General features: G+C 49.7%; 17 protein-coding genes. 14 read left to right on the top strand and 3 right to left on the bottom strand.

All coding sequences use genetic code 11. From position 1 onward, the window contains the following. Positions 1-33 precede the first annotated feature (33 nt). The 5 genes from IAQ59_RS05075 (at position 34) to IAQ59_RS05055 (ending at position 5891) form a co-directional block, all read left to right on the top strand. A complete protein-coding gene (locus tag IAQ59_RS05075; protein WP_209329697.1) occupies positions 34-1179 on the top strand; it encodes a sialidase family protein in 1146 nt (381 codons plus the stop codon). After that, positions 1176-2105 (top strand): dihydrodipicolinate synthase family protein, encoded by a 930-nt coding sequence (locus IAQ59_RS05070; protein WP_209329696.1) that lies wholly within the window; start codon positions 1176-1178, stop codon positions 2103-2105. The genes IAQ59_RS05075 and IAQ59_RS05070 overlap by 4 nt, the downstream gene beginning before the upstream one ends. A 19-nt stretch (positions 2106-2124) precedes the next feature. Continuing rightward, the gene (locus IAQ59_RS05065; RefSeq protein WP_245189439.1) at positions 2125-3135 is read left to right on the top strand and encodes a hypothetical protein; all 1011 of its coding nucleotides are present in this window, start codon (positions 2125-2127) and stop codon (positions 3133-3135) included. Between the two features lie 5 nt (positions 3136-3140). Then, on the top strand, positions 3141-4334 hold the full coding sequence (locus IAQ59_RS05060) for a sialidase family protein (RefSeq protein ID WP_245189438.1): 1194 nt from the start codon (positions 3141-3143) through the stop codon (positions 4332-4334). 105 nt (positions 4335-4439) lie between these two features. Then, positions 4440-5891: a glycoside hydrolase family protein gene (locus tag IAQ59_RS05055; RefSeq protein ID WP_209329695.1), complete on the top strand. Its 1452-nt coding sequence runs from the start codon at positions 4440-4442 to the stop codon at positions 5889-5891. 349 nt (positions 5892-6240) lie between these two features. Here the strand turns inward: IAQ59_RS05055 and IAQ59_RS05050 are convergent, their stop codons facing one another. Both IAQ59_RS05050 and IAQ59_RS05045 read right to left on the bottom strand, forming a co-directional pair. Further along, positions 6241-6693, bottom strand: a complete 453-nt coding sequence (locus IAQ59_RS05050) for a hypothetical protein (protein ID WP_209329694.1) — start codon at positions 6691-6693, stop codon at positions 6241-6243. A 130-nt stretch (positions 6694-6823) separates the two neighbouring features. Next, positions 6824-7126 carry a T9SS type A sorting domain-containing protein gene (locus tag IAQ59_RS05045; protein ID WP_209329693.1) on the bottom strand — a complete coding sequence of 101 codons (303 nt, stop codon included), beginning with the start codon at positions 7124-7126 and terminating at the stop codon, positions 6824-6826. Between the two features lie 402 nt (positions 7127-7528). Between IAQ59_RS05045 and IAQ59_RS05040 the strand changes: the two genes are divergently transcribed. Together IAQ59_RS05040 and IAQ59_RS05035 are read left to right on the top strand one after the other, a co-directional pair. Beyond that, a complete protein-coding gene (locus IAQ59_RS05040) occupies positions 7529-9802 on the top strand; it encodes a neutral/alkaline non-lysosomal ceramidase N-terminal domain-containing protein (protein ID WP_209329692.1) in 2274 nt (757 codons plus the stop codon). Beyond that, a complete protein-coding gene (locus IAQ59_RS05035; RefSeq protein ID WP_209329691.1) occupies positions 9727-12855 on the top strand; it encodes a PVC-type heme-binding CxxCH protein in 3129 nt (1042 codons plus the stop codon). The genes IAQ59_RS05040 and IAQ59_RS05035 overlap by 76 nt, the downstream gene beginning before the upstream one ends. Positions 12856-12912: 57 nt before the next feature. Here IAQ59_RS05035 and IAQ59_RS05030 read toward each other — a convergent pair whose 3' ends face one another. Further along, positions 12913-13791, bottom strand: coding sequence for an AraC family transcriptional regulator (locus IAQ59_RS05030; RefSeq protein ID WP_209329690.1), 879 nt, complete (start codon positions 13789-13791; stop codon positions 12913-12915). Positions 13792-14207: 416 nt separating this feature from the next. Here IAQ59_RS05030 and IAQ59_RS05025 point away from each other — a divergent pair, with 416 nt between their 5' ends. From IAQ59_RS05025 to IAQ59_RS04995, 7 genes are read left to right on the top strand one after another with little or no spacing between them, the layout of a single operon-like run. Further along, positions 14208-15188 carry a 3-hydroxyacyl-CoA dehydrogenase family protein gene (locus tag IAQ59_RS05025; RefSeq protein WP_209329689.1) on the top strand — a complete coding sequence of 327 codons (981 nt, stop codon included), beginning with the start codon at positions 14208-14210 and terminating at the stop codon, positions 15186-15188. Further along, on the top strand, positions 15185-16504 hold the full coding sequence (locus tag IAQ59_RS05020; protein WP_209329688.1) for an aspartate aminotransferase family protein: 1320 nt from the start codon (positions 15185-15187) through the stop codon (positions 16502-16504). The genes IAQ59_RS05025 and IAQ59_RS05020 overlap by 4 nt, the downstream gene beginning before the upstream one ends. Beyond that, positions 16501-17493 carry a 3-hydroxyacyl-CoA dehydrogenase family protein gene (locus IAQ59_RS05015; protein ID WP_209329687.1) on the top strand — a complete coding sequence of 331 codons (993 nt, stop codon included), beginning with the start codon at positions 16501-16503 and terminating at the stop codon, positions 17491-17493. Before IAQ59_RS05020 ends, IAQ59_RS05015 begins: the two co-directional genes overlap by 4 nt. A 44-nt stretch (positions 17494-17537) precedes the next feature. Then, positions 17538-18278, top strand: a complete 741-nt coding sequence (locus IAQ59_RS05010) for a phytanoyl-CoA dioxygenase family protein (protein WP_209329686.1) — start codon at positions 17538-17540, stop codon at positions 18276-18278. Further along, positions 18275-20791, top strand: coding sequence for a sodium:solute symporter (locus IAQ59_RS05005; protein ID WP_209329685.1), 2517 nt, complete (start codon positions 18275-18277; stop codon positions 20789-20791). The genes IAQ59_RS05010 and IAQ59_RS05005 overlap by 4 nt, the downstream gene beginning before the upstream one ends. A 10-nt stretch (positions 20792-20801) precedes the next feature. Beyond that, complete coding sequence (locus IAQ59_RS05000; RefSeq protein WP_209329684.1) at positions 20802-21917, top strand: sialidase family protein; 1116 nt, start codon at positions 20802-20804, stop codon at positions 21915-21917. A 21-nt stretch (positions 21918-21938) separates the two neighbouring features. After that, on the top strand, positions 21939-24263 hold the full coding sequence (locus tag IAQ59_RS04995; RefSeq protein WP_209329683.1) for an aminotransferase class III-fold pyridoxal phosphate-dependent enzyme: 2325 nt from the start codon (positions 21939-21941) through the stop codon (positions 24261-24263). Positions 24264-24310: the final 47 nt, after the last annotated feature.

Here is a 24310-nt window from a genome sequence, read left to right as displayed (position 1 = left end):
ATAAGTTTTATTGAAGTATAAAATTAATGGAATATGATTCAGACTTGGATAATGGCCACAGGAATGGTTATGGGTGCTGTTTTGATGAAGCCAGCAATTAGCCCCACCGATCCATCTCCCAAAGAAAAGCAAAAGGTGGAAATCGTTAAGCGATTTGTGTCTATCGATAATGTATGTGCGTGGCCGAATTTGACGAAATTGGAGGATGGATCCATCCATGCAAGCATCTTTAATCAACCCAGCCACGCTCGGATGGAAGGAAGTGTGGAAGTATGGTCAACTGCAGATGGAGGGCATTTTTGGACAAAATCAGGCATTGCGACAAAGAATGATACGGGAACAAATCGAATGAATGTCGCCGCAGGTAAAAATGGTAGAGGAGAATTGGTGGTGGTAGCTTCAGGATGGGAACTAAAGCCCGGTGAAACACCTACTTCGCGAATGGATCTGGTTCGGGTGCTGCGTGCATGGTCTTCTGTTTCAGCAGACGGGGGAGTGAGGTGGAAAACATATAAAAATGGCTTTCCGGGAGCAGAAGCGGGAATGACCGAATTTATCCCTTTCGGAGACGTATTGGAAGCAAGGGATGGAAGCTTAAGGGTTCTTGCTTATGCACAGTCATTAGATAAGGTTGTAAACAAGGTATCTATGTTTAGAAGCGATGATCAAGGAAGGTCATGGAGCTGGGTATCTCATCTCAGTGATGCCTCTGGGCCTACCGCATTTGCAGGTGGTCACAACGAAACTGCCTTCTTCCAAACAGGAGAGAAAAGCTGGATTGCAGCCGCTAGGAGGTGGAAAGCGGGTGCAGCGATGGATTTGTTTATCAGCGAAGACGATGGGAAAAGTTGGGGCTACGTTAGTCCGATAACCGAGGAGCTGCAACATCCCGGCCACATCACTTCATTGTCCAATGGAGACTTGTTACTTACTTATGGCAACCGAATACCCGGAGAATTTGGAGTGGCAGTCAAGTTTAGTTCAGATCAAGGGAAAACCTGGTCCGACGAATATTTGGTAATAGATGATCTAAAAAGTCGGGACTGTGGCTACCCCTCTAGCACGCAGCTGCCGGATGGCAGCATTCTTACTGCCTATTACTCCGATGGGAATGCCACGCATGATCGGTACCATATGGGCACGGTAATCTGGAAACTTCCTTTGGGGCAAGTTCAATGAGGCCCCTGTTAGCGGATCAAATCCGGGGAGTGTGGGCAACCCTGTTGTTGCCCATCACGGAAAAAGGAGAGATAGATTATGCCCGGTTTGCGGATCAGCTTACCTACCTGGCGAAGGCTGGGGTGGACGGTGTCTATACCAATGGAACGGCAGGTGAGTTTTATAATCAGACGGAAAGTGAGTTTGATCGTGTCAGTGCGCTAACTGCTGAAATCTCCGAGCGGTATTCTTTGCCATTTCAGTTAGGGTGTAGCCATATGAGCCCCATAATTTCGCTGGAAAGGCTCCGAAGGGCAGTTGCGTTAAGGCCATCTGCCATACAAGTTATCCTGCCTGATTGGATGCAGTTAAGTTTTAGTGAGATCTGTGCCTTTTTGGAAAAGATGGCGGCTGAAGCAGCACCAATAGGCTTGGTGCTTTATAATCCTCCTCACGCCAAGCAGGTGTTGAGTCCCAAACAGTGGAAAGAGCTTGTTTCCACAGGAATCCCCTTGGTGGGTTGTAAAGTCGCTGCGGGCGATGCGGGCTGGTACGAAGAAATGCAGCCGGTATTGGAGCGGATTTCGGTGTTTGTCCCTGGCCATCGATTGGCCACAGGGATTTCCCGTGGAGCGCACGGTTCCTACTCGAATGTTGCCTGTCTGAATCCAGGTGCTGCGGTAGACTGGTTTCACTTGATGCAGAGCGATCTGCCGAAGGCCCTGGCCATTGAAAAGCGGGTGCTGGGTTTTTTCGAGGAGGCGATATTGCCTTTTATCACAAATCAGGGGTATTCCAATACAGCAGTGGATAAATTACTTGCCGCACTGGGTGGTTGGATACCGATTGGAACCGGTGTCCGGTGGCCCTATAGGGGTGTTCCCGAAGACGAGGTGTCGCATCTTCGGACAATTGGGCGAAAATGGATTCCGGAATTTATTTCTTAGAAAGATTAACTGAACACACATGTATTTAAATAAAGGTTTTGCACTGCTTGTCCTGCTTTGGATAGTAGGTGGTTTGGAATTAAAGGCTCAGGATTATGTGCCTACTTCCAAGGTAGTATGGGATAAGGCGCCTCACAATGCCTTCCCGGATCTTATCCGGTTTAAAAGTTATTTCTATGCCGCCATCCGGGAAGGAAACAATCACATGCCTGATAAAAGCGGGCAGGTTAGATTGCTTCGTTCAAAAGATGGGGACCAGTGGGAGGATATCGGCCTTCTGGAAATGGATGGTTACGATGTGAGGGAGGCGCGGCTTTCCGTTACACCAAAGGGCCAGATCATGGTGCTCACCGCAGTGGGGATATACGATAAAGGATACAAGGAATTGTTTCCCATGGTGTCATTCTCCGATCAATCGGGATTGAATTTTTCCGAGTTGACCCGAACAACTATGGGCCTTTCTCCTTCCCTTGATTGGATATGGAGCCTGACCTGGCATAAAAAAGTGGGCTACGGCGTTATCTATCAAATCAAGGAAGGAGGATGGGAAACCCACTTGCTGAAAACGGTGGATGGCAAGCACTTTGAATGGGTGTCACAAATTGATACCGGAGGAAATCCCAATGAGGCGACCATACGCTTTGATAAAACGGGAAAAATGTACGTACTGGTACGCCGGGAAGCGGATGACCAAATGGGTATGATTGCTTCCGCGGAGGCACCGTATAAGGACTGGAAATTCAGTCGATTGAACATTCGATTGGGTGGTCCCAACTTCTTGTTTTTAAACAAAGATCAATTGGTGATAGGATCCAGGTATCATCAGCCAGGAGGTCCAAAAACGGCTATTTTCACCTCGGATTTGGATGGCAATTTTCTGTCTACTATGGTGTTTCCTAGTGGAGGTGATACCAGTTATCCCGGAATGATCTTTCACAAGAATCGTCTTTGGGTGATGTATTATTCCTCCCACGAAGAAAAATCCAAAATCTACCTTTCTCAGATTCCCATTAACCAATTAAAACCCTAAATACGATGAGATTATTCAGTATGTACAGTCTTGTATTGATGTTTGCCTTTATTCTGCCTTCGTTTGCCGAGGGAGAGGTAGTGTTGCTCCCTCCGGACAGCACACAGCAGATAGCTGAAAAGGTAAAGGACATCGTTATATATCACGACGAACGGTATTATGCCGCTTTTCCTTCAATTGTCCGGAAGCCCGACGGAGAGTTTTTACTGTCCTTTAGGCGTGCTCCGGACCGACGAAATTTCGGTTCCAAAGGCTATAGCCACACCGATCCCAACAGCTACCTGGTACAAATGACTTCCAGGGATGGGATAAACTGGTCCGGAGAGCCCGAGCTGCTGTATGCCCATGATTTTGGAGGGTCCCAAGACCCCTGTCTGCTACAGTTGTCCGACGGTACCCTGCTTTGTACTAGCTACGGATGGACACAGATCAGTGAAGCAGACCGCAAAAATCTACGTACACCCAACTTCGTGACGGGTGGTGGCTACGTGTTTCTGGGCGGCTATGTGGTGCGGTCTTCCGATGGAGGCAAGTCTTGGAAGGGACCTTTTTATCCGCCTCACATTCAGCCGGAAATCAATTTCACTCCTACAGGGGATCCGGTTCCCGCTTATAACCGAGGGGCCCTGTATGAAGGAAAAGATGGCAGGGTCTTTTGGGTTGTCGCTTCCCATGATCAGCTGTCGCCCAGTAAAACTTCCAATCATTTATTGATTTCGAATGACAAAGGTCTTACCTGGCAGTATTCCGCTCCGGTGGCAGTGGATCCTGAGGTGGTGTTTAACGAAGCATCCGTCTACGAAACACCCAAGGGGGATGTGGTGGCCTTTATCCGAACAGGGAAATACGATGACCAAGCGGTTATCGTGCGATCTACGGACGGAGGCAAGAGCTTTGGACCATGGAAATCGATGGGATTTAAGGGCCATCCCTTGCAGGCATTGCGCCTGCCCGACAATCGGGTGCTGCTTGTCTACGGTTACAGGCATCAGCCCTACGGGATCAGAGCCAGGATTTTGAATGCGGAATGTACGGATTTCGAAACCGCTCCGGAAATCATCCTGCGCGAGGACGGAGGCAGTACGGATATTGGCTATCCTTGGGCAGTGGCATTGGACGAAAAGCATGCCTTGGTGACGTATTATTTTAACAAGGAAAATCAGACCAGACACATTGCCGGCAGTATCATCCGATTCTGAATGCATTCATTTTAGCAACATAAACCCCACGGTAATGGCAAATAGCGCTTTTTCCGTGGGGTTTAGTTGTATATTTAGGGATCAACCTTTCTTACCCGATCGATTATGATTAACCGGATTTCGTTTATTTGCTGCCTGCTGAGTGTCCTGACTGGACTGACTGTTGTTTTTGCCCAAGGTCCCCTTACCATCGGATCGGATAGGGAACTATTTGTGGACCGCACGCTGATTGAGTCGTTGGATGGTGCGCAGGTTATATTGCACGAGCCAGTGGACCGAGGCGAGGTTTTAGCCTTCGATAGGCCTTGGGAGGGAGCTTTTTCGGCTTATGTAACCATATTGAAGGATGGACCGATGTACCGGGCTTATTATAGGGGAGTGCCAATGGCCGGAAAGGATGGTAACGAGGCCGAAGTCACCTGTTACGCAGAATCAAAAGATGGGATCCATTGGGAAAAGCCGGATCTCGGAATTCATGAAATAGCCGGAAGCAAGGCAAACAACGTGATTTTGGCCAATGCGGCCCCCATTACCCACAACTTCAGTCCGTTTATTGATACCAACCCAGATGTGCCAAAACAGCAACGGTATAAGGCCCTGGGAGGTACCTCCTCTAGCGGGTTGGTGGCCTTTGTATCCGAGGACGGTATTCACTGGCAACGCCTACAGGAAGGTCCGGTATTTACCAAAGGGGTATTTGACTCTCAGAATGTCGCCTTCTGGTCTGAATCTGAAAGGCAATATGTTTGCTATTTCCGTTCCTGGACCGGCGGAGGTTACAGTGGCTACCGTTCGGTCAGTAGAACTACCTCTCCCGATTTCATCCACTGGAGCGACCCGGAAGCGATGAGTTTTGGAAACACACCCTATGAGCATCTTTATACCCAGCAGACCAGCCCTTATTTTCGTGCGCCGCACATTTACCTGGCCATAGGTGCCCGATTTATGCCTAATCGTCAGGTAATTTCCGATGAAGAAGCCAAGTTGCTGGGGGTGGATCCCAAGTATTATAAAGACTGTTCGGATGTAATATTGATGAGTTCCAGGGGAGGAAATGCGTATGAGAGGCAGTTTATGGAATCATTCATCCGCCCTGGGATTGGATTGCAAAATTGGGTTTCCCGATCCAACTACCCTGCGTTGAACGTGGTTCAGACCGGTCCCGAAGAGATGTCTGTGTATGTAAATCAAGATTATGCCCAGCCCACCGCCCACCTGCGCCGGTATTCCATGCGGCTGGATGGCTTTGCTTCTGTCTCCGCGGGGTATAACGGAGGGGAAATGCTCACCAAGCCGTTTATCTTTGATGGGAATGTGTTGCAACTTAACTATTCTACCTCAGCCGCTGGAGAGATACTGGTCGAAATCCTCGATGAAAATGGAAACAAAATACCTGGGTTCTCCAAAGAAGAATGCCGGCCGGTGATAGGTAATGAGATTTCAAGGACTGTTTATTGGAACAACTCAAATGATGTATCGGAGCTCTCAGGAAAGCCCGTCCGAATGCGTGTTTACCTGAAGGACGCGGATTTGTTTTCGTTTAAGTTTAATTGGTGATAGGATCCAGGTATTATCAGCAGGGCGGCCGGAAAACAGCCATATTTACCTCAGGTTTCAAAGGTAATTTTGTGTCTACCCTGGTATCGCCGATTGGAGGAGATACCAGCTATCCGGGGATGATCGTTCATAAAAATCACCTTTGGGTGATGTGTTTTTCCTCACACCGATTCAATCATTTATTGATTTCGCATGATAAGGGGCTCACTGGGCAGTATTCTGCCCCGGTGGCAGTGAACGATGAGGTGGTGTTTAACGAAGCCTCGATCTATGAAACACCCAAGGGGGGATGTGGTGACCTATTACTTTTACAAGAAAAATCATACCAGGCAAATCGCCGGCCCTATACTTATTCAATTCTTATCAGCGTTAGCAAGGGACCATCGACTGGCCTCATGTCCAGTTTCATAATTCCGTCAACAAGGGAAAACCAATAACCTAAGGTTCCTATTTTTAGCTGATAACTATAATAGTTATCAAAGCTTTCTTCAGCAAGCTCGTACATGCTGCCGTCGTGAAATTCTCCCCCAAACTCGTTTGTTACATCACTCGAAACGGATAGTATGCCGTCTTCCTGAAAATGATATACGATGTTATCGCAGGAGTAATTTTCGATTTTCCAACCCCCGTTTATCATGACAACTTGTTGCCATTCCACCAGCTTCCATTTTCCGATGACATTGTTGTCATCCCCTGCCACGGGTACCACCTCGCATTCTATGTCCGGATCATTCGGCCCCCAGCAGGCTGCAAGGTATAGCAGGGGCAACGTTATCAGTATAGGATAGATTTTTTTCATCATTGACAATTTTTTTGATTTGTTAGCCATAGCAAAACCATTTTAGTCTTTTTCGCCACATTTTTGGTTATGTGTTGAGATAATCTAAATGGCCGCAATGGAGGTAAAGAACTCTCCCCTGCGGCCCTATTGGTCAATGCCTGACGATCACCTTTTGGGCGAAATTGCCCTCAGGGTGGTGGAGGCGCACATGGTAGATGCCTTCTTTCCAGCCCGTAGTGGGGATATGCTCTTCTTGGCTGTCCGTTTCTTTTTCCCATACCGGGTTGCCGTTTTCATCGTGCATCCCTTTGGTATAGTACCCTGGGTTGTCCGTCGGCACTTTTCTGCTTTCTCCCTCCATCCGTACATGGATGGCTTCGGACGCGGGATTCGGATAAACCGTAAATACAAAGAAGCTGCAGCCCCTGGAGTAATGATTTTTAACGGTATCCATAGTTGCTTGTGCCAATGATCAGGACGTAGGTAGATGCATAAATGCTACTAGGAATATATCTTTTTTTAGATAAATTACCTTTCACTTATATTATTTTTCTAATTTACAATAATGTCCACCTTTCTTTAAATGATTCGTAATGTTTTATCACTTCGATCTTTCTGAAGCAGGTGCGATTTTCAGCAGCGATGAATTCAAACATAGCTATTTCCAGGCTGGTGTATGGGAATAAAAGTGCGGATATTACACCATTGGCAGGAAAACCAGTCAGAATGCGGGTATATTTAAAGGATGCAAATCTTTATTCCTTCCGTTTTCACTAATGCCCTCCCTTGGGAGTAGTCTTTTTCTGGTGTTATCGGTAAGCGATGTAGTATAAATCGGTAATTAATCAGTTTGCAAATGATCAAAAGACAACAAACCCAAAATAGTAACGAAGGCTTGGTGGTACTTTTCAGGGCTCAGCCGCCGGCAAAAAAGATAGTCTTATTCATTGCCATCCTTTTTTTGGTTCATATGCACGCCCTTGCGCAGCAATCTTCCGCCGAGCCAAGTGTCAAGGTATTCCGTGCCGGTGCGGCAAAGAGCGTAATTACCCCCAAAATCGGGACTTCCATTAACGGCAATATGCAGGATGTCAAAGTGAAGCATGTACACGACGATACCCACGCAAGAAGCCTGGTGCTGGATGATGGCGCTACCAAGTTGGCGATTGTTACCCTCGATCTGTGCATGACCTACCGGGAGACCATCGACAAGGCCAAGCAGCGGGCCCATGCGTTTACGGCAATCCCGGTAGAGAATATGCTGATTTCCTCCACCCATACCCATTCAGGCGGGACGGCCTGCTCGGTATTCCAAAGTGATCCCGATCCGGCCTACCTGGATTTTTTGGTGGAGCGTGCCGCGGACGCCATCATACGCGCAAACAATAACCTAGAGCCCGCAAAAATCGGATGGGGTGTAGGGCATGAACCCGGTCAGGTGTTTAACCGTAGGTGGAAGATGAAGCCCAGCGCGGTTCTGACCAACCCGTTTGGCGGCGTGGACCGGGTAAAAATGAACCCCGGCATAGGAAACCCCGATTTGCTGGAGCCGGCCGGACCCACCGACCCGGAGATTCCCTTCGTTTCGGTCCAATCAAAGGATGGCACACCCATTGCCCTGCTGGCCAACTATTCCCTGCATTATGTGGGCGGAACGGGCAGTGGAGAGGTTTCAGCAGATTACTTTGGGATGTTTGCGAACAAGTTTGCCCAGCTCATAGGGGCTGATCGGCAGTCCCCGGCTTTTGTTGCCATGATGTCCAACGGAACCAGCGGCGATATCAATAACATCAATTTTGGAGGAACGGCTCCTGATCCGTTGCCGCCTTACGCAAAGATGGAAGCCGTGGCCAATACAATAGCAGCCGAGGCTTACAAGGCATATCAGCACATTCCCTACCATGATTGGGTGCCGCTGGCGGTAGTACAGGAAGAAATCAGCTTGGATGTCAGAAAGCCAAGGCCAGAGGAAATTTCAAGGGCAGAAGGCATCCTATCCAAGGCCAAAGGCCCCAACATGGTCTCCATGGAGGAGATATACGCCAGGGAGACCGTTTTGATGAAGGATTTTCCCGATCGCGAGCGCATCCTGCTGCAAGCCATAAGAATCGGGGACTTGGCGATAACGGCCATACCCTGTGAAGTTTTTGTGGAGATCGGTTTGGAGATCAAGTCGAAAAGCCCCTTCGGTCAGACGTTTACGGTCTCTTTGGCCAATGGCTACCACGGGTACCTACCTACTCCGGAACACCATGAACTCGGTGGTTATGAAACTTGGCGTGCCAGATCCAGCTACTTGGAAGTCAATGCCTCCCGAAAAATCTCAGAACGGGTAGTTGCGTTATTGAACCAATTGAATACCATGCCTGCCACTTCCCGGTATTCCAAACCCTTGGATGCCAACGACAGGAATCTTGGCCAGAAGTTAGCCCTTTTTGACGGAAAGAGTCTGGCGGGCTGGTATACGTTCCTCAAAGACAGGGGGAAAAACAATGACCCGAAGGGAGTTTTTACTGTTAGGGATGGAATGATCCATATCTCCGGGGAGGAGTGGGGCTGTATCACCACCGAAGAGCCCTACGATAACTACAAACTGGTGGTGGAATTTAAGTGGGGAGGAGGAACCCACGCACCCCGGCTAGAGAAATCCCGGGATAGTGGAATCCTGTTGCATTCCCAAGGGATGGATGGGGGCTATTCCGGTACCTGGATGCACTCCATCGAAGTTCAGATCATCGAGGGAGGCACCGGGGATTTTATTGTGGTCGGAAATGGCACGGATCAGTTTGCCATTACCAGCCCGGTGGCACCCAAAAAAGTAGCCGGTGCCTACGTCTACCAACCAGACGGGGATCCCCTAAGCCTACATGGCGGAAGGGTTAACTGGTTCGGTCGGGATCCGGAATGGAAGGATGTGTTGGATTTCCGAGGCTCCCAGGACGTGGAAAAGCCGGTTGGGGAATGGAATACCCTTGAGTGCCATGTGTTGGACGGAGAAATTACAGTATACCTGAACGGGGTGTTGGTGAACAGAGCCTTGGATTCAAAACCAAAATGCGGAAGGATCCAAATACAGTCCGAAGCTGCCGAAATGTGGGTGCGAAAAGTAGACCTTTATCCCATTTTGTGATGGTTGGTGTGTGGTTTCATTGGCATCAGCATAGGTTTGTTGTTTTTTTGATCCTTTGGATCACTTGGGGCTGCGGGACCGATCGGCCCGATGCAGGCGGTGGCGAAGAAGTGATTTTTGAATTGCAGGATTCCCCGGTCAATTCTCCTCTGTATACTTATGCCGATTCGATCCAACTCAAGGCTGCCTTGGCCAGTTTCCAGTTGGAGCCGGGGCTGCGGATTGAGTTGATTGCAGCAGAACCTCTGGTAATCGACCCGGTGGCCTTTGCCTTTGATGAAAACCGCGTGATGTATGTGGCGGAAAACAGAGGTTATCCCGACCCCGCAGAAGGGGGGTCGCCTACCCAGTTGGGAAGAATAGCCCGACTCGAAGATCGGGACGGAGATGGCAAGTACGATCACCGAACCGAGTTTGCCGCAGGCCTTACCTATCCCAATGGAATCCTGGTCTGGCGTGGAGGTGTTTTTGTGACCTGTGCCCCGGACATTTTTTATTTCAAAGACACCGATGGAGACGGTGTGGCTGATGTCAAAAAAGTGGTGCTGACCGGCTTCAATGCCGATAAAACAGCTCAAATTAGGACTAGCCACCCCATCTTAGGGTTAGACGGTTGGGTCTATGTGACGGGTGGGCTGAACGGAGGTTCGGTAACTTCTCCCTTGCACCCCGACCGTGCAGCAGTAACGTTTTCTTCTTCGGATGGCCGTTTTCATCCCGATACCTTTGAGTTTCAGACCACAGGAGGGAGAAGTCAGTTTGGATTGGCCTTTGATCCTTTTGGCAGGCGATTTGGAACGTCCAATAGGCATCCGCTTCAGCATGTGGTAGTCGAGCCTTGGCAGTTGGCCAGAAATCCCCACCTAACATTCAACCGCACGACTCAGGATGTGGCCAAGCCAGAAGCAGAGGCGACGGTGTATCCGATCAGTAATGCGGTCATCACCGCAGATTTTATCCCCAAGCTAATCGGGTTATCCCATAAAGGCACATTTACCTCCGCCTGCGGTCCGGTACTTTTTCACGGGACAGCGCTGAAGCCTGAGCATGTAGGCAATGCTTTTGTTTGCGAGCCTGCTCAGAACCTCGTGCAGCGGCAGGTGCTGACGGATGAAGGGGTTTCGTTCCGTGCGCAAAGAGCCTACGAGGATCGTGAGTTTTTGGCATCCACAGACCGTTGGTTTAATCCGGTTTTTCTGGGGCACGGTCCCGAAGGGGCGCTCTATTTGGCAGACATGTATCGAAAAGCAATCGACCATCCCTCTTATGTGCCCGAGTCGGCGAGGGAAGGATTGGATTTTGAAAGCGGCAAAGACAAGGGACGCATATATCGAATAGTAAGCAAGGAATTTGCCTTGGCTAAGATGGAGAGTAGTCTATCCGGACGTTTGAAATTTCTCTTTGAAGATCCGGTGGCTATATTGAGTTCTCCGGATGAATGGGAACGGTCAGTAGCTCACCGCCTACTCCTTGAGAATGGAGATACCGGTGCCGGTTCCCGGATTCGTGAGTTGTTCCATCAGTATGAGCGGCCCGAAAGCAGGGCCAGGGCACTTTGGGTTCTACAGTCGATGGGAGCCTTGGATGTGAAGCTTCTACAATCCGCCCTCAGAGATAGGGATCCCGGAGTGAGAGAACAGGCAGTTATATTGTCCGGGCAATTGGTAAGTGATCATTCGGAATTGGTAAAAGCATTGATAGCCGCTACGGAAGATGAGGATATGCGTGTACGGTACCTGGCGTCGTTGGAACTGGGATCGCTCGAGGGACAGGAAATCATGGGAACCCTTGCCCGGTTAGCTGTGCGGGATGGGGAGAATCCTTGGTCCCGTAGTGCGGTGCTGAGTGGGATCGGAGGGCAAATTCCGGAGTTTTTGCAGGTTTTCCGGACCTTGGAATCGGAAGACGGCCCGGCGTTTTCGGCGATGATGCAGGAGTTGGGTGCCTTAGTAGGTCATTCGGCTTCACGGGAGGATTGCCGGAAGCTGTTACGGGATATGTTAGATTTATCTGGAGACATCCGCTGGCGCATGGCTACCGCACAGGGATTACTGAATGGGTTGGAAGGAAGAAGTAGCATTGCTGGGGAACTCAGTCTCGCTTATGCGTTGGATACGCGGCCGGTTTCAGAAAGCGAGTTGGCTCTAAGGAAGGAATTTATTTCACAAGTAGTTCAGCTAGGGTTGGACGAGTCGGAGCTTTTATCGGTGAGAACCACTGCCGTATCCTTGTTGGGGTATGCTCCCTTTGAATGGGTAGGGGTGCAACTGGACCAACTGTTGAAGCTCAATTACCCCGCAGAGATTCAACTCGCAGCAGTGAGGTCCATTGCCAGGATGGGTGATCCGGATGCGGTGGCGTTGTTGCTGTCCGCGGATGCTTGGTCTGCGTTTACGCCTCGGGTGAAGTCTGCGGTGATTGCCGCCTTAGTAACGAGAAGCGCCACGGTGCAGCAATTGCTTGGCGCCATTGCCAATCAGGTAATAGCACCCGCTGAGATTCCTTCGATTATACGGCAGCGGCTGATGAGCGACGCGTTCCCTGCCATCAGGGAACAGGCAGCCTCCCTCTTTCATGACCTAGAGGGAGGCGGGCGCATGGCCGTGTACGAAGCCTATTTAGATATTTTGGAAAATCCGGCTGATCCTGTATCGGGGAAGGTTGTCCTTGAAAAAAACTGCTCCTCCTGCCATTCCTATGCAGGAAAGGGTGGGCAGGTAGGGCCAGATCTGACCGGTGTGAAAAATCAACCCGGAGATGCACTGTTATTGCATACCCTAGTTCCAAATTACGAAGTGTTGCCTGCTTACCAAGCTGTTTCATTACAGACCAAGGATGGTAGAACGCTCTCCGGTTGGGTAGCTGCGGAATCCGACCAAAGCATTACCCTTCGAACCGCCTACGGAACCGACGAGGCGGTGCTGAGGTCAACAATTAATTCGGTTCGCCATTCGGGTTTATCTCTTATGCCGGACGGACTGGAGCAAAGCATGACCAAGGACGAGCTGGCAAACCTGATTGCCTTTCTCAAGTCAGATGGTATTGGTTCTTAGTATTCGAGCGTTCAGGAATTTCAGGTGAAAAAGTGATATTACGATCCAAGACGTCTCCTAAGCGACATGCTGTATATTGACCATTTTTCTAAATTCAGTGGGGGTCATCTTCTTATGCTTCTTAAATTGGCGGTTGAAGTTTGCGAGGTTGTTAAAGCCGCATTCAAAGGCCACTTCCACAATGTTCATGTCGGTTTCCGATAGCAGTTTACAGGCATGGCCTATCCGGACTGTGTTGAGGTATTCGACAAAGGTGATGCGATATTGTTCTTTGAAGAAATTGCAGAACGTGGTCACGGCCATATTGGCTAGGGCTGCAACTTCTGGCAGCGTGATTTCCCTATCGAAATTTTTGAAGATATACTCTTTGATTTTGGTGAGGCGGTCAGATCCCTGAGGATCTATTTGATCCAAATATCCAGGACTGGCCAAGAGTTCGTATTCTCGGGTTTGGGAAAGAATGTCAAAGATGGAAAGGAGGCTGGAAAGGCGTTGGATGCCATTCATGCGTACCATGCCTGTCATTAAGGCTCTTACTTGTTCTTTGGTATTTCCGCTTAGTGCTATGCCACGTTTGGAGAGTTTTAGGAAATTTTTGAGTGGTTCCATTTCTGGAATATTCAGAAAATCCTCTCCTAGAAAGTGCTCCTGAAAGTGGATCACGATGGCTTCTGCGGAGCCTTCGGCCTGACCGTTCACATAGTTGGAGTCATTCACCCAAACGTGGGGAAGGTAAGGACCCATGCAAACCAGGTCCCCTTCTTGGAAATAACCGATATGGTCTCCAACCATCCGGCGTCCGGTACTTTTTAACACCAAAACCAGTTCGTACTCGGGATGATAATGCCAGGGGCACGGGAAATAGCGTCCCTCCTCTTTGAATACAATAAAGGATTTGTCGAAATCCTGCGGTAGTCTGACTTCTATCGATTTCATCTGTTTATAATTTTTTTAGGCGGTCTAAACGCAAATTTGTCAGTATGCAATGAAATCCCGTTTATAGAAAGGCAGGCTAGCTGCATTGAGTCATCTTAGGTATGTGATGAGTACATCATACCTGCCTGCGTTTTCATAATCTCCTGAATAGGTTAGCTTAATATAGATTAAATATCTATAAGGTGAAAGTTTTTTGGCCTTCCTTGAAAAATAGTATCATAAATATAGATAATAATAACAGAGGATGACTCAAAAAAAGAGGCTGTTTGACAAGCGGTCTTTTTTGCTGAAAAATAGTATCACTATTGTAAAGGATATTAATAGTATCTGTTCAGGTTACCGGATACTTTTGGTATTGTGAAAATTTATCCGTTAGCACGTAATTGTGCCGACAGCCCATTTTTATAGAACAGGGAATGATAAAACCGAATGAGCTTGCGGAAATTGAACTGGGAGTAGTAGGCCTTGGATTGATGGGAAGCAGTATTGTGGTTGCTTTGTTGATTGCCGGGCATCCGGTGCGCGGAGTGGCACCTATTCCTTCGGACATGGAGGATGCCGAACTCCGTATCACGAAACAACTGAAACACGCTGAAGAAAGCAGCCTGCTACATCAGCCGATTTCCCATTACCTGTCCCGTTTGACGCTGTCCGAGGACTTTGGTATATTAAGGGACTGTAAGATTGTACAGGAATGTGTGGTGGAGCGGCAGGAGATCAAAGCTCTCATGTATCGGAAAATTGCGGAGGCCACCAAGGGGAAGGCCATTATTTCCAGCAACACCTCAGCGATACCGATAAGTGTACTTCAGGAGCTTGTGCCCAATCCGGAGCGGTTCTTAGGGGTGCATTGGGCCGAGCCAGCCTACCTAACTCGCTTTTTGGAAATTACCAAGGGGGCAAAAACTGCCGAGGAGCCTGCTCGGTGGGTATTTGAATTGGCTCATTTTTGGGACAAGGAGCCCACTTTCCTGCAAAGAGATATCCGGGGTTTTGTGACAAATCGGCTGATGTATGCGGTTTACAGGGAGGCGTTTCATCTGATCGAGACGAAAGGGGCGACGGTGGAAGACGTAGATAAGTCGTTTCGCTACGATGCAGGTTCTTGGATCACGGCCATGGGTCTGATGAAGCGAATGGATCTTTTGGGATTAGCGGATTTTCGGGTAGCGCTAATCCGCTTATTTCCTGAACTTAGCAATTCCACGGAGGTTCCAGCGCTTATGCGCCGAATGGTGGAAGAGGAAGCCCGTGGTATTCAGAATGCAAGGGGATTGTACCCGTATACCGAGAAGGAGGCAGGAGAATGGGAAAGGGCATTTGCTGCTTTCAATAAGGAAATATATAAGCTCGCTGCGGAAAATCGTTCTGCGGCTACCAAAAAACAAGATATATGACAGATAATCGATACAAAGAATCCGGAAATTGGCTGGATCGGGCCAAGAAAGTCCTGGCATCCGGCGTTTCATCGGAATTTAGAAAATACAACCATCCTCATGCCTTGTTCTATACCCACGGAAAAGGGGTACACCTATGGGATGTGGACGGCAACGAGTACCTGGATTTTACCCTTAGTCAGGGACCGTTAATTCTCGGCCACTCCAATCAGGAGGTATTGGATGCAGTTCAGTCCTATTCTGCACAGGGACAGCTGTTTGCCGGGCAGCATCAACAGGAAGTTGAACTGGCCGAATGGCTCAATCGCGTTATTCCCTCTGCGGAGTTGATGCGGTTCTGCTTGGATGGATCCGAGGCCGTGCACACAGCGATACGCGTGGCCCGAGCAAAGACGGGCAAAACCAAATTCATACGCTTTGAGGGACACTATCATGGTTGGTTGGATAACGTCGCTTGGGGAATTTCTGCGCCAAGTCCGGATGCATTGGGTGATCGGTTCAATCCGGTCGTATTTCCCTGGAGCCAGGGTCTCCCTTCTCAGGCCAAGGATGAGTTTATTATCCTTCCGTGGAATGATTTAGAATTGGTGCGGGCTAAGCTGGCCGAATGCCACAGCGAGGTGTGTGCCATTATCACCGAACCCATGATGTGTAATAGTGGCTGTATTCCACCGCATCCTGGATTTCTGGAAGGCTTGAGGGCACTGTGTGATGAGTACGGCATCGCTTTGATCTTTGATGAAGTCATAACCGGTTTCCGGTTGGGGCTCGCTGGTGCACAGGGCTTTTTCCAGGTAACGCCCGATATGTCTATTTTCGCCAAAGCTCTAGGCAGTGGTTACCCGATCAGTGCAATTGTGGGTAAGAAGGTATGGATGGAAGAGATTGCCTCCGCACGGGTGATTCATGCGGGTACCATGAATGCCTGCAATCCTACGGTGGCCGCCGCATTGGCGACAGTCCGTATTTTGGAAAGGGATAACCCTTATCCACATATGTTTACGATGGGGGAAGAGCTCAGAGATGGACTGAGGCAACTGGCAGAAGATATGGATGTCAACTTACTGGTGCAGGGCTTAGGGCCTGTGGTGCATACGGGATTCATTGACCGCAAAAGTGTGTCAGATTTCCGGGAAGTGCTGCAATACGATGGAGTTAAATTAAAGCGTTTTATATCGGGATTACACGATGAGGGAGTTCGCGTTATTGGAAGGGGGCTTTGGTATATTAGCAGTGCCCATGAGCCGGATCACATAACGCAGGCATTGCGAAAGGCCAAAGAAGTTTTGCATCGGCTAAATCAGGGGAAGCTATGAATTTACCCTATCCAAATGTGGCGGTGGTGGGAACCGGTCGTCTCCTTCCTGAGATCGTCTGTTGCCTTCTTCAGGCGGGACACCTGGTTCAGGTGTTGGAATCGTCCTCCGCTGAGGTGGATCTTACAGATTTATTCGATGTCGGGCGATCTGTGGCATCGGTGGAAGAACTCAGTGGGCGAATAGAGCAGGTTGCTGATCTTGGTGCCCTTTCGCCGGTTGATCTGGTAATCTTGGTAACGCCTGAAGACTTACCTACCAAAAAGCAATCCCTGCATGCTGTCAGTCAGCTCGTCCCAGAAGGCGCCGTTTTGGCGGTGAATACGGAGAGTTTTTCGCTAGATGAGCTACGGGATGGTTGTGCCCATCCGGATAGGGTCATCGGGTTGAACTGGGTAAGACCGGCACAAGTGACGTTATTTTCAGAGGTAATCGCGGTACCGGATACGCCGTCCTCGCTCTTAGGGTCATTGGTTTACCTCATCGAACGCTACTGGAAAAAGGATCCCTATGTGGTTTATGGGGGGAGGAGCATTCGATCCAGGTTATTGGCAGCGATGGTTAGGGAGGCGTTTTTCTTAATCGAGCATGGCTATGTAGGTGCGGAAGATATCGACCGTGCCTGCCGTAATGATGCGGGATATTACATGCCCTTTGCAGGTAACCTGCGATACATGGATCTCATGGGCACCAATGTATATGGTCTGGTAATGGAGGATCTTAACAAAGAGTTGGCGACAGGAAAAGCCCTGCCTTCTTTTTTTGAGGAGGTTTTTAGTGAAAATCCCAACCCAGGTATGGAAGCCGGCAAAGGGTTTTACCACTATGAACGGGGAGCTGTGGTTAGAGAGGAGGAAGCGATGATTGCGTTTGCTTACAAAGTAAGGCAACTGATGGATAGGTATCCTTTTCCGAGAGACATCCAATACGATGAAGTAGACTCAATGAAAGATAGTACGTCATTCATACAAAAAAATAGAAGCCTTTAACCTGGATTGATCTGAAATTTAGGTTCTATTACCTTATTCAAGACATGGATACAGAAACGTTAAAAACTACATTTGAGCGGGATGGATTTATTCTTCTTCCAGGATTCCTCACTATCGAGCAAATCGCCGAAATCCGCGAGCGATTGGATCATTTTATTAAGAATCAGTCGGCGGTTCTTCCTCCTGAGCATATTAAATATGAAGTGAAGGGAGATGCCAGCACCCTAAAGATGCTCCAGGATCTCCACGCTTACGATCCGTTTTTTGCCGATGTACTTTTCAACAGCACCTTTACCAAATTGGCAGAGGAACTTTTGGAGGAAAAGGTAATAGGTAAGACGGTGGAGTATTTCAACAAACCCCCAAAAGTTGGCAAAGGTACGCCTCCCCACCAAGATGGCTATTATTTTATGTTGAAGCCAATGAGTGCCGTCACCATGTGGATGGCCTTGGAGGATGTAGACGCGGAAAACGGGTGGGTGAGCTATGTAAAAGGTTCTCATAAGTTAGGCATGCGGCATCATGCCTATACCAATACACTGGGTTTTTCCCAAGGTATTCCTGATTTTGGTATTCCAGCGGACACTGAAAAGGAGGTTTTCTTCAAGACCAAGCCCGGTGATTTATTGGTACATCATGCATTGACCATACACCGAGCCAGTCCAAATACCAGTGAAGACCGAACTCGAAAAGCCATGGGACTGATTTATTTTGGGGCTTCTGCGGCGGAGGACGTGGCCGCCAAAGCCGCTTATGTGAAAGCACTGAACCAAACCGGACCATGAGACAATTCCCCGTATCCTGTCTGTTCCTGGCGTTGGGGTTACTTTTGATGTTGGGTGCCTGCGGCACACACGAGGATTCGCCCGTTTCGGATGCACTTAGGGAGCAGGCCGTTGAAGTGCTGGATGAGGTGATGCGGGAACAGGAATCATGGGTAAAGGTCCACGCGGCAGAATACAAAATATGGGCAGGCTACGGAGAAGGTGTTCGGGAGACCTATTTGGCTGAAAAGGTCCGTTTAGAGGAATTGCCCCAATATCGTGTGGGGATCTGGCGTGTATTGGCTCAGGCATCTCCGGAGGAACGGGATTTTTACGGACAAAAAGTAGTGGAAGCCTTTCGGGATCCTTTGGGGGAAGACCGCATTCACGCTGCGGAAACCGCCGCTAAGTTGGGAATTTCCTTAAGCGACCTGGCCCCTGAGGAAACAAAGGAAGTGTTGGCGGGCCCCATTAATTCGCTTTACGTTTATACCCTTTGGAGCACACTTCAGGGATCCCTGCAATCTCCCTCCGAGCCATCTTTGTTGGATCTTGTGCTGGATAATGTGGTAGAGGACTTGCCGAGGATGCAGGCTGCCTTTGCACTGAGAAATGAGCGAAATATTTCCCCAGACCAATGGGAGTCATTGGCATCCACGGCAATGGAAACGCGGGATGGGGATCTTTCCCGGGTGTACCTCCTTTCAGCGGCCTATGTCAATGCGCCAGATTCCTATCGGGAAAGCCCGCTTTTCTCCCAAATCAAAAAGTCTCTACTGGAACTGGAGCTTTCACCTCGAAAAGGGGAACGGATGGAATTATTGATGGCGTTGTCCATCGCTGGCAATGAGGAGGATCTTCCGCTCATGAAGCGGCTGTTTGATGGAGAAAACCCGATTTTGATACCAGGTGAAACCAAGGAGGCTTCGGTGAATTCTCCTGATAATGCCGATGTACGTGCCACGGCAGCCTATGCCATCCTTCAGCTAGATAGGAAGCAGCCCTACTCCCTTGCCTGGGGCGATTGGATGGTGATCGTCATGTATTTATCGGGTATGCTGGGAATAGGTTACTTTTTTTCCCGCCGAAACAAAAACGCCCAAGACTATTACCTGGGAGGTGGGAAGATGAATCCCATCGCCGTCGGTCTTTCGCTGTTTGCCACCCTACTCAGTTCGTTGAGTTACCTTTCCTATCCTGGGGAGATGATCAAGTACGGTCCCGTCATTTTTTCGGGTGTGCTGGTGTTTCCCTTGGTGTATTATGTGGTGGGCTGGTTTTTGATTCCAAAGTTCATGAAACTTCGTGTGACCAGTGCATATGAAATCCTGGAGATCAATCTAGGCGTGAGTATCCGGCTGTTGGCGACCTTTTTCTTTTTGTCTCTCCGGTTTTTGTGGATGGGCACAATTATTTTCATCACCGTCAACACGGCAATTTTGTCAATTTTTGGCTTTGATCCAGCCTACACCCTGCTGATCAGCGTATTGTTGATGGGTATAACAGTCGTATATACGACGATGGGTGGCCTAAAGGCGGTAGTTTTTACAGATGTTATTCAGTCAGGCGTATTGATAGGAGGAGCCTTGCTTACGCTGGCAGTGGTAAGCTGGCACTTTGGTTCCTTTAGCGCTTGGATTCCAACGGAATGGATTCCCTATTGGGGTGAGTTCAAATGGGGCTTTGATGCCCGAGAGCGGCTCACCATTGGCAATGCCCTGTTGACGACCTTCGTCTGGTACCTCGCTTCCTCGGGCTCTGATCAGATGTCCATACAGCGGTTTTTGGCCACGGAAAACATTCATACCGCTAGGCGTACCTTCGGGGTGTCTTTGATGACCACGTTCGTGGTGCAGATCCTGCTCGGTTTGGTGGGGCTGGCTGTGATGGCCTATTTTACGGCTTTTCCCAGGTACTTGGCGCCCGGAGAGACCCTGACCTCCCATGCAGACCAGTTATTCCCAAAGTTTATTTTGGTGGGATTACCGGTGGGTATTTCCGGTCTGGTGGCGGCAGGCATACTCGCGGCAGCCATGTCCAGCCTTTCTTCCGGACTCAATTCCACCTCCTCGGTGATATCGGAGGATTTATTGAAGCGTTTTTCCAAGAGGTACACGGCCCCCAAAAATCAACTCAAGTCCATACAAAAACTTTCCCTGTTTGTGGGTGTGCTGGCACTAGGATTGAGTTTGGGTATCAGCCGCGTGGAAGGTAATCTGTATGATGTGATAGTTAAGGTGGTCAACCTCTTTGTTTCGCCCCTGTTTGTGTTGTTTTTTCTGGCCCTATTTGTTCCTTTTGCCACTGCCAAAGGCACGTTTTGGGGTGGGATATCCAGTGTGGCAATTGCCATTGCCGTTGCGTTCTACAAGGTATTTGGAATAGAAGTATTGTATATCATGCCGGTTTCGCTATTCGTGGGCATCTTGGTGGGCACCCTGCTCAGCTGGGTGGATCACCGTATACTGGGCAATCCGGAAACAATGAAAAAACGGGTGCGCGCTGCGGCCATAATAAAGGAAAAGGTTATCTAACCCAATAGCCATGAAGATCATCAACCGTGGGACTGTAGGCGGTATTCCGGGAGGAGATGCCCTGAAAAGTAAAACCTTTCCGGCCTTTGAGGTCTTGCCCTCTGGCCGCTGGCTGGCAGGTTTCAAAGCTTCTGAGAAAAAGGCCGATGCCCGGTACAAGTCGGTATGGATGACATGGTCAGACGATCAGGGCACATCTTGGGTGCCGGCCTTTGTGCCCGTTGAGTTGCCTGAAGTATCCGGGAGGGTTGGTCAGGCAATATCGGTTTACTTTCTGGCACTAGGAGGTTCACGGGTACTGTTGGTGATTAACTGGGTAGATGAATCCGATCCTGAGGCGCCATTTTATGATCCCACAGACGAAAGCCTGAAGGATACCCGTATTTTCTGGAGTATAAGTGAGGATTCCGGTGCGCACTGGTCCGCTCCGCAGCTGATAGATACAACTGGGTTGGGCGGCCCTGCCCCCCTTACCGGACCGCCCATTCGATTGGGAGACGGTAGTTTGCTGTGTCAGTTGGAAATCAATAAATACAAGGGAGATCCCGCGAAGTGGGTTCACCGTTCGGCCATGTTGAGGTCGGTGGATGGATGTATCACTTGGCCGGAGACGCACATGGTTACCAACTACCCGGACTGGTATTTTTGGGATCAGCGCCCCAATGTACTACAAGATGGCAGGACGCTGGTAAATTACTTTTGGACCTTGGATGGCAAAAGAAACGAATACCTGAACGTTCATGAGGCGATTAGCCATGATGGAGGGGTAAGTTGGCGCTTTCCGAGGGACACAGGCATTTATGGTCAGCCTGGAAGACCGGTGCAGTTAGAGGATGGGCGTATTGTACTTATCTGCATTGACAGGTCCATTGTGCCGGTGATCAGCTTGTGGATTAAGGACAACTTGGAAAGTCCTTTCAAGAAGGTAGGAGATGTGTATCAGGCTGATTTAGCAAAGCAGGACTCACGGTATGTCAGCATGAATGAGGCTTGGGCGGAAATGGCTAAGTTTTCGGTGGGGCATCCCCAGCTGCTTTTTTTGGGAGGCTCAGATGTGCTTGCCTATTTTTACGCGGGCGAACATACTGACAGCACGGAAATCAGTTATGTTCATATTTCATTGTAATAAAAAACCATTGACAAGAACATGCAGTCAAAAAGTAATCCCTATAAATGGGAATATTCGGAAGTGGATAAGCGGATCATTTCCGGTCTGCAGGATTTTCTGCCTGACAGGGTTTTCGACGCTCATGCGCATATATATCGGGTAGCGGATTTGGGCTTGTCGGACGCCGATGCCAGTTTATGGACGGGAGGTGGCCAAGAGGCGTCGATTCTTTCTTGGCACGAGCATGTTTCCCCCTTGTTTCCAACATCCAAACTCGTCGGGGGACTGTTTTTTCCTGCCCCCTTACCTCATGCGGCGATTTTGGCGTCCAATGCCTACTTGATGAGCCAACTGGACCAACATCCGGTATCCCGGGGACTTGCATTGGTGACGCCTGACCTGATGCCCGAGGATTTGGCTGAGGTACTTTCTCATCCACAGGTGGTCGGATTGAAGCCTTACCATGTGTACAGCAGGGAGAAGCCGACTCCTCAGAGTTCGATTTCCGGTTTTTTCCCAGAACACTGGTGGAAGTGGGCGGATGAAAAACAGGCGGTGGTCATGATGCATATTGTAAAGGACGATGCCCTAATGGATCGGTTGAACATCGATGAAATCCGACGTATGTGCACCGAATATCCTGGGATGAGGCTGGTACTGGCGCATACCGGGCGTTCCTTTCACGCACACCATGCAGCCGGCATGAGTGCGATAAGCGACCTTGAAAACGTATGGTTTGATATGTCCGGTGTGTGCGAATCAGGACCTATGGAGTCTGTGATCGAGTATTTTGGTTCGCAAAAGCTTCTTTGGGGCAGTGATTTTCCCGTTTCTTCCCTGCGAGGTAGATCTGTCACCCTTGGGGATGGTTTTTTTTGGATGGATTCCCAATCCTGTAGCTGGAGCCGTGCCCACGGAAATCCGATATTGGTTGGCATTGAGTCTTTGAGGGCGCTTCGCCAAGCCTGTAGCCGCATGGATCTCTCGGAGTGCGATATTTCCGGGATTTTTTTTGACAATGCGATGCGGATGCTCGATAGGAACCCCATATCCACTTCCTATGGTCAGGCTCTTTATACGCAAGCGAAACAACGGATACCCGGAGGGGTACAACTGCTCTCGAAGCGGCCTGAGAATTTGGCGCCGAACCATTGGCCCCCTTATTTTAGCCGGGCCAAAGGTTGCTCTGTATGGGACCTGGATGGGAACCGGTACGAAGACTTCTCCACCAACGCCGTTGGATCCTGCCTGTTGGGCTATGCCCATGATTCGGTCAATCGGGCGGTAAGCAGGCGGGTCTGGTTGGGTTCTATGTCTTCCTTAAATCCTCCTGAAGAGGTCGAGTTGGCGGATGAATTATGTGACATTCATCCCTGGGCAGAGCAGGTTCGTTTTGTCAGAGGGGGCGGAGAGGCATGTGCCGTAGCGGTACGTATTGCTAGGGCGACAACCGGTCGTTCTAAAGTGGCTGTTTGTGGGTATCACGGTTGGCAGGACTGGTATTTAGCTGCTAACCTGGGAGATAATGACGCCTTAAAAGGGCACCTACTCGCTGGTCTGGAGCCCGCGGGCGTTCCGGTAGAGCTCCGCGATACGGCACTGACTTTTCGTTACAATGACCTAGAGGGATTTAGGAAGTTGATGGAGCGATACGGAGATTCCTTGGCGGCGGTGGTGATGGAGCCATGCAGGGGATCCGATCCGAACCCGGGGTTTTTAGAAGAAATTCGCTTAGAGACCCGTCGAAGGGGCTGTTTGTTGGTATTCGATGAGATTACGGTGGGCTGGCGTTTGCATTTTGGCGGTGCCCATTTGCGGTATGCCGTGCAGCCTGATATGGCTGTGTTTGCGAAGGCATTGGGCAATGGCTATCCGATAGGGGCCATCATTGGAAGCCGGGAGGCTATGGATGGGGCTCACGTTTCATTTATCAGCAGTACCTATTGGACTGAGAGTTTGGGGCCGGTAGCTGCGCTGGCGGTATTGCAGGCCATGCGGGAAACCGATGTCCCAGGCCATGTACGTATGGTCGGGATGCAGGTGCAGCAGGCTTGGCTAAGCCATGCCGAGCAATTGGGCTTGCGAGTTAAGGTGGGCGGCTTCCCGAGTTTGGCCACCCTGAGCTTCGACTACCCCGAGGCCGAGATGCTTCGGACCATCTTCACCCAGCAAATGCTGCAGCGGGGGTTTTTGGCAGGCACAGCCTTCTATCCCACCTTGGCGCATACAGAAGGAGTGCTGAGTCGATACACCGCAGCAGTGGGTGAGATGTTCGGAATAATGGCTAGTGCCATACGAGCCGGGGAGGCGCATCGCCTGTTAAGGGGGGAAGTGGCAAAGAGCGGGTTTGCCCGACTTATTTGAAAAGGGCTTCCTACAATTTCCAATTCCTCCGGAAGATTAGTTGCCTA

Origin of the sequence: Lunatimonas salinarum, from assembly GCF_017811155.1 — a bacterium.
GTDB classification, from domain to species: Bacteria; Bacteroidota; Bacteroidia; order Cytophagales; family Cyclobacteriaceae; genus Lunatimonas; species Lunatimonas salinarum.
This window is presented reverse-complemented; position numbering and strand designations above follow the sequence as displayed.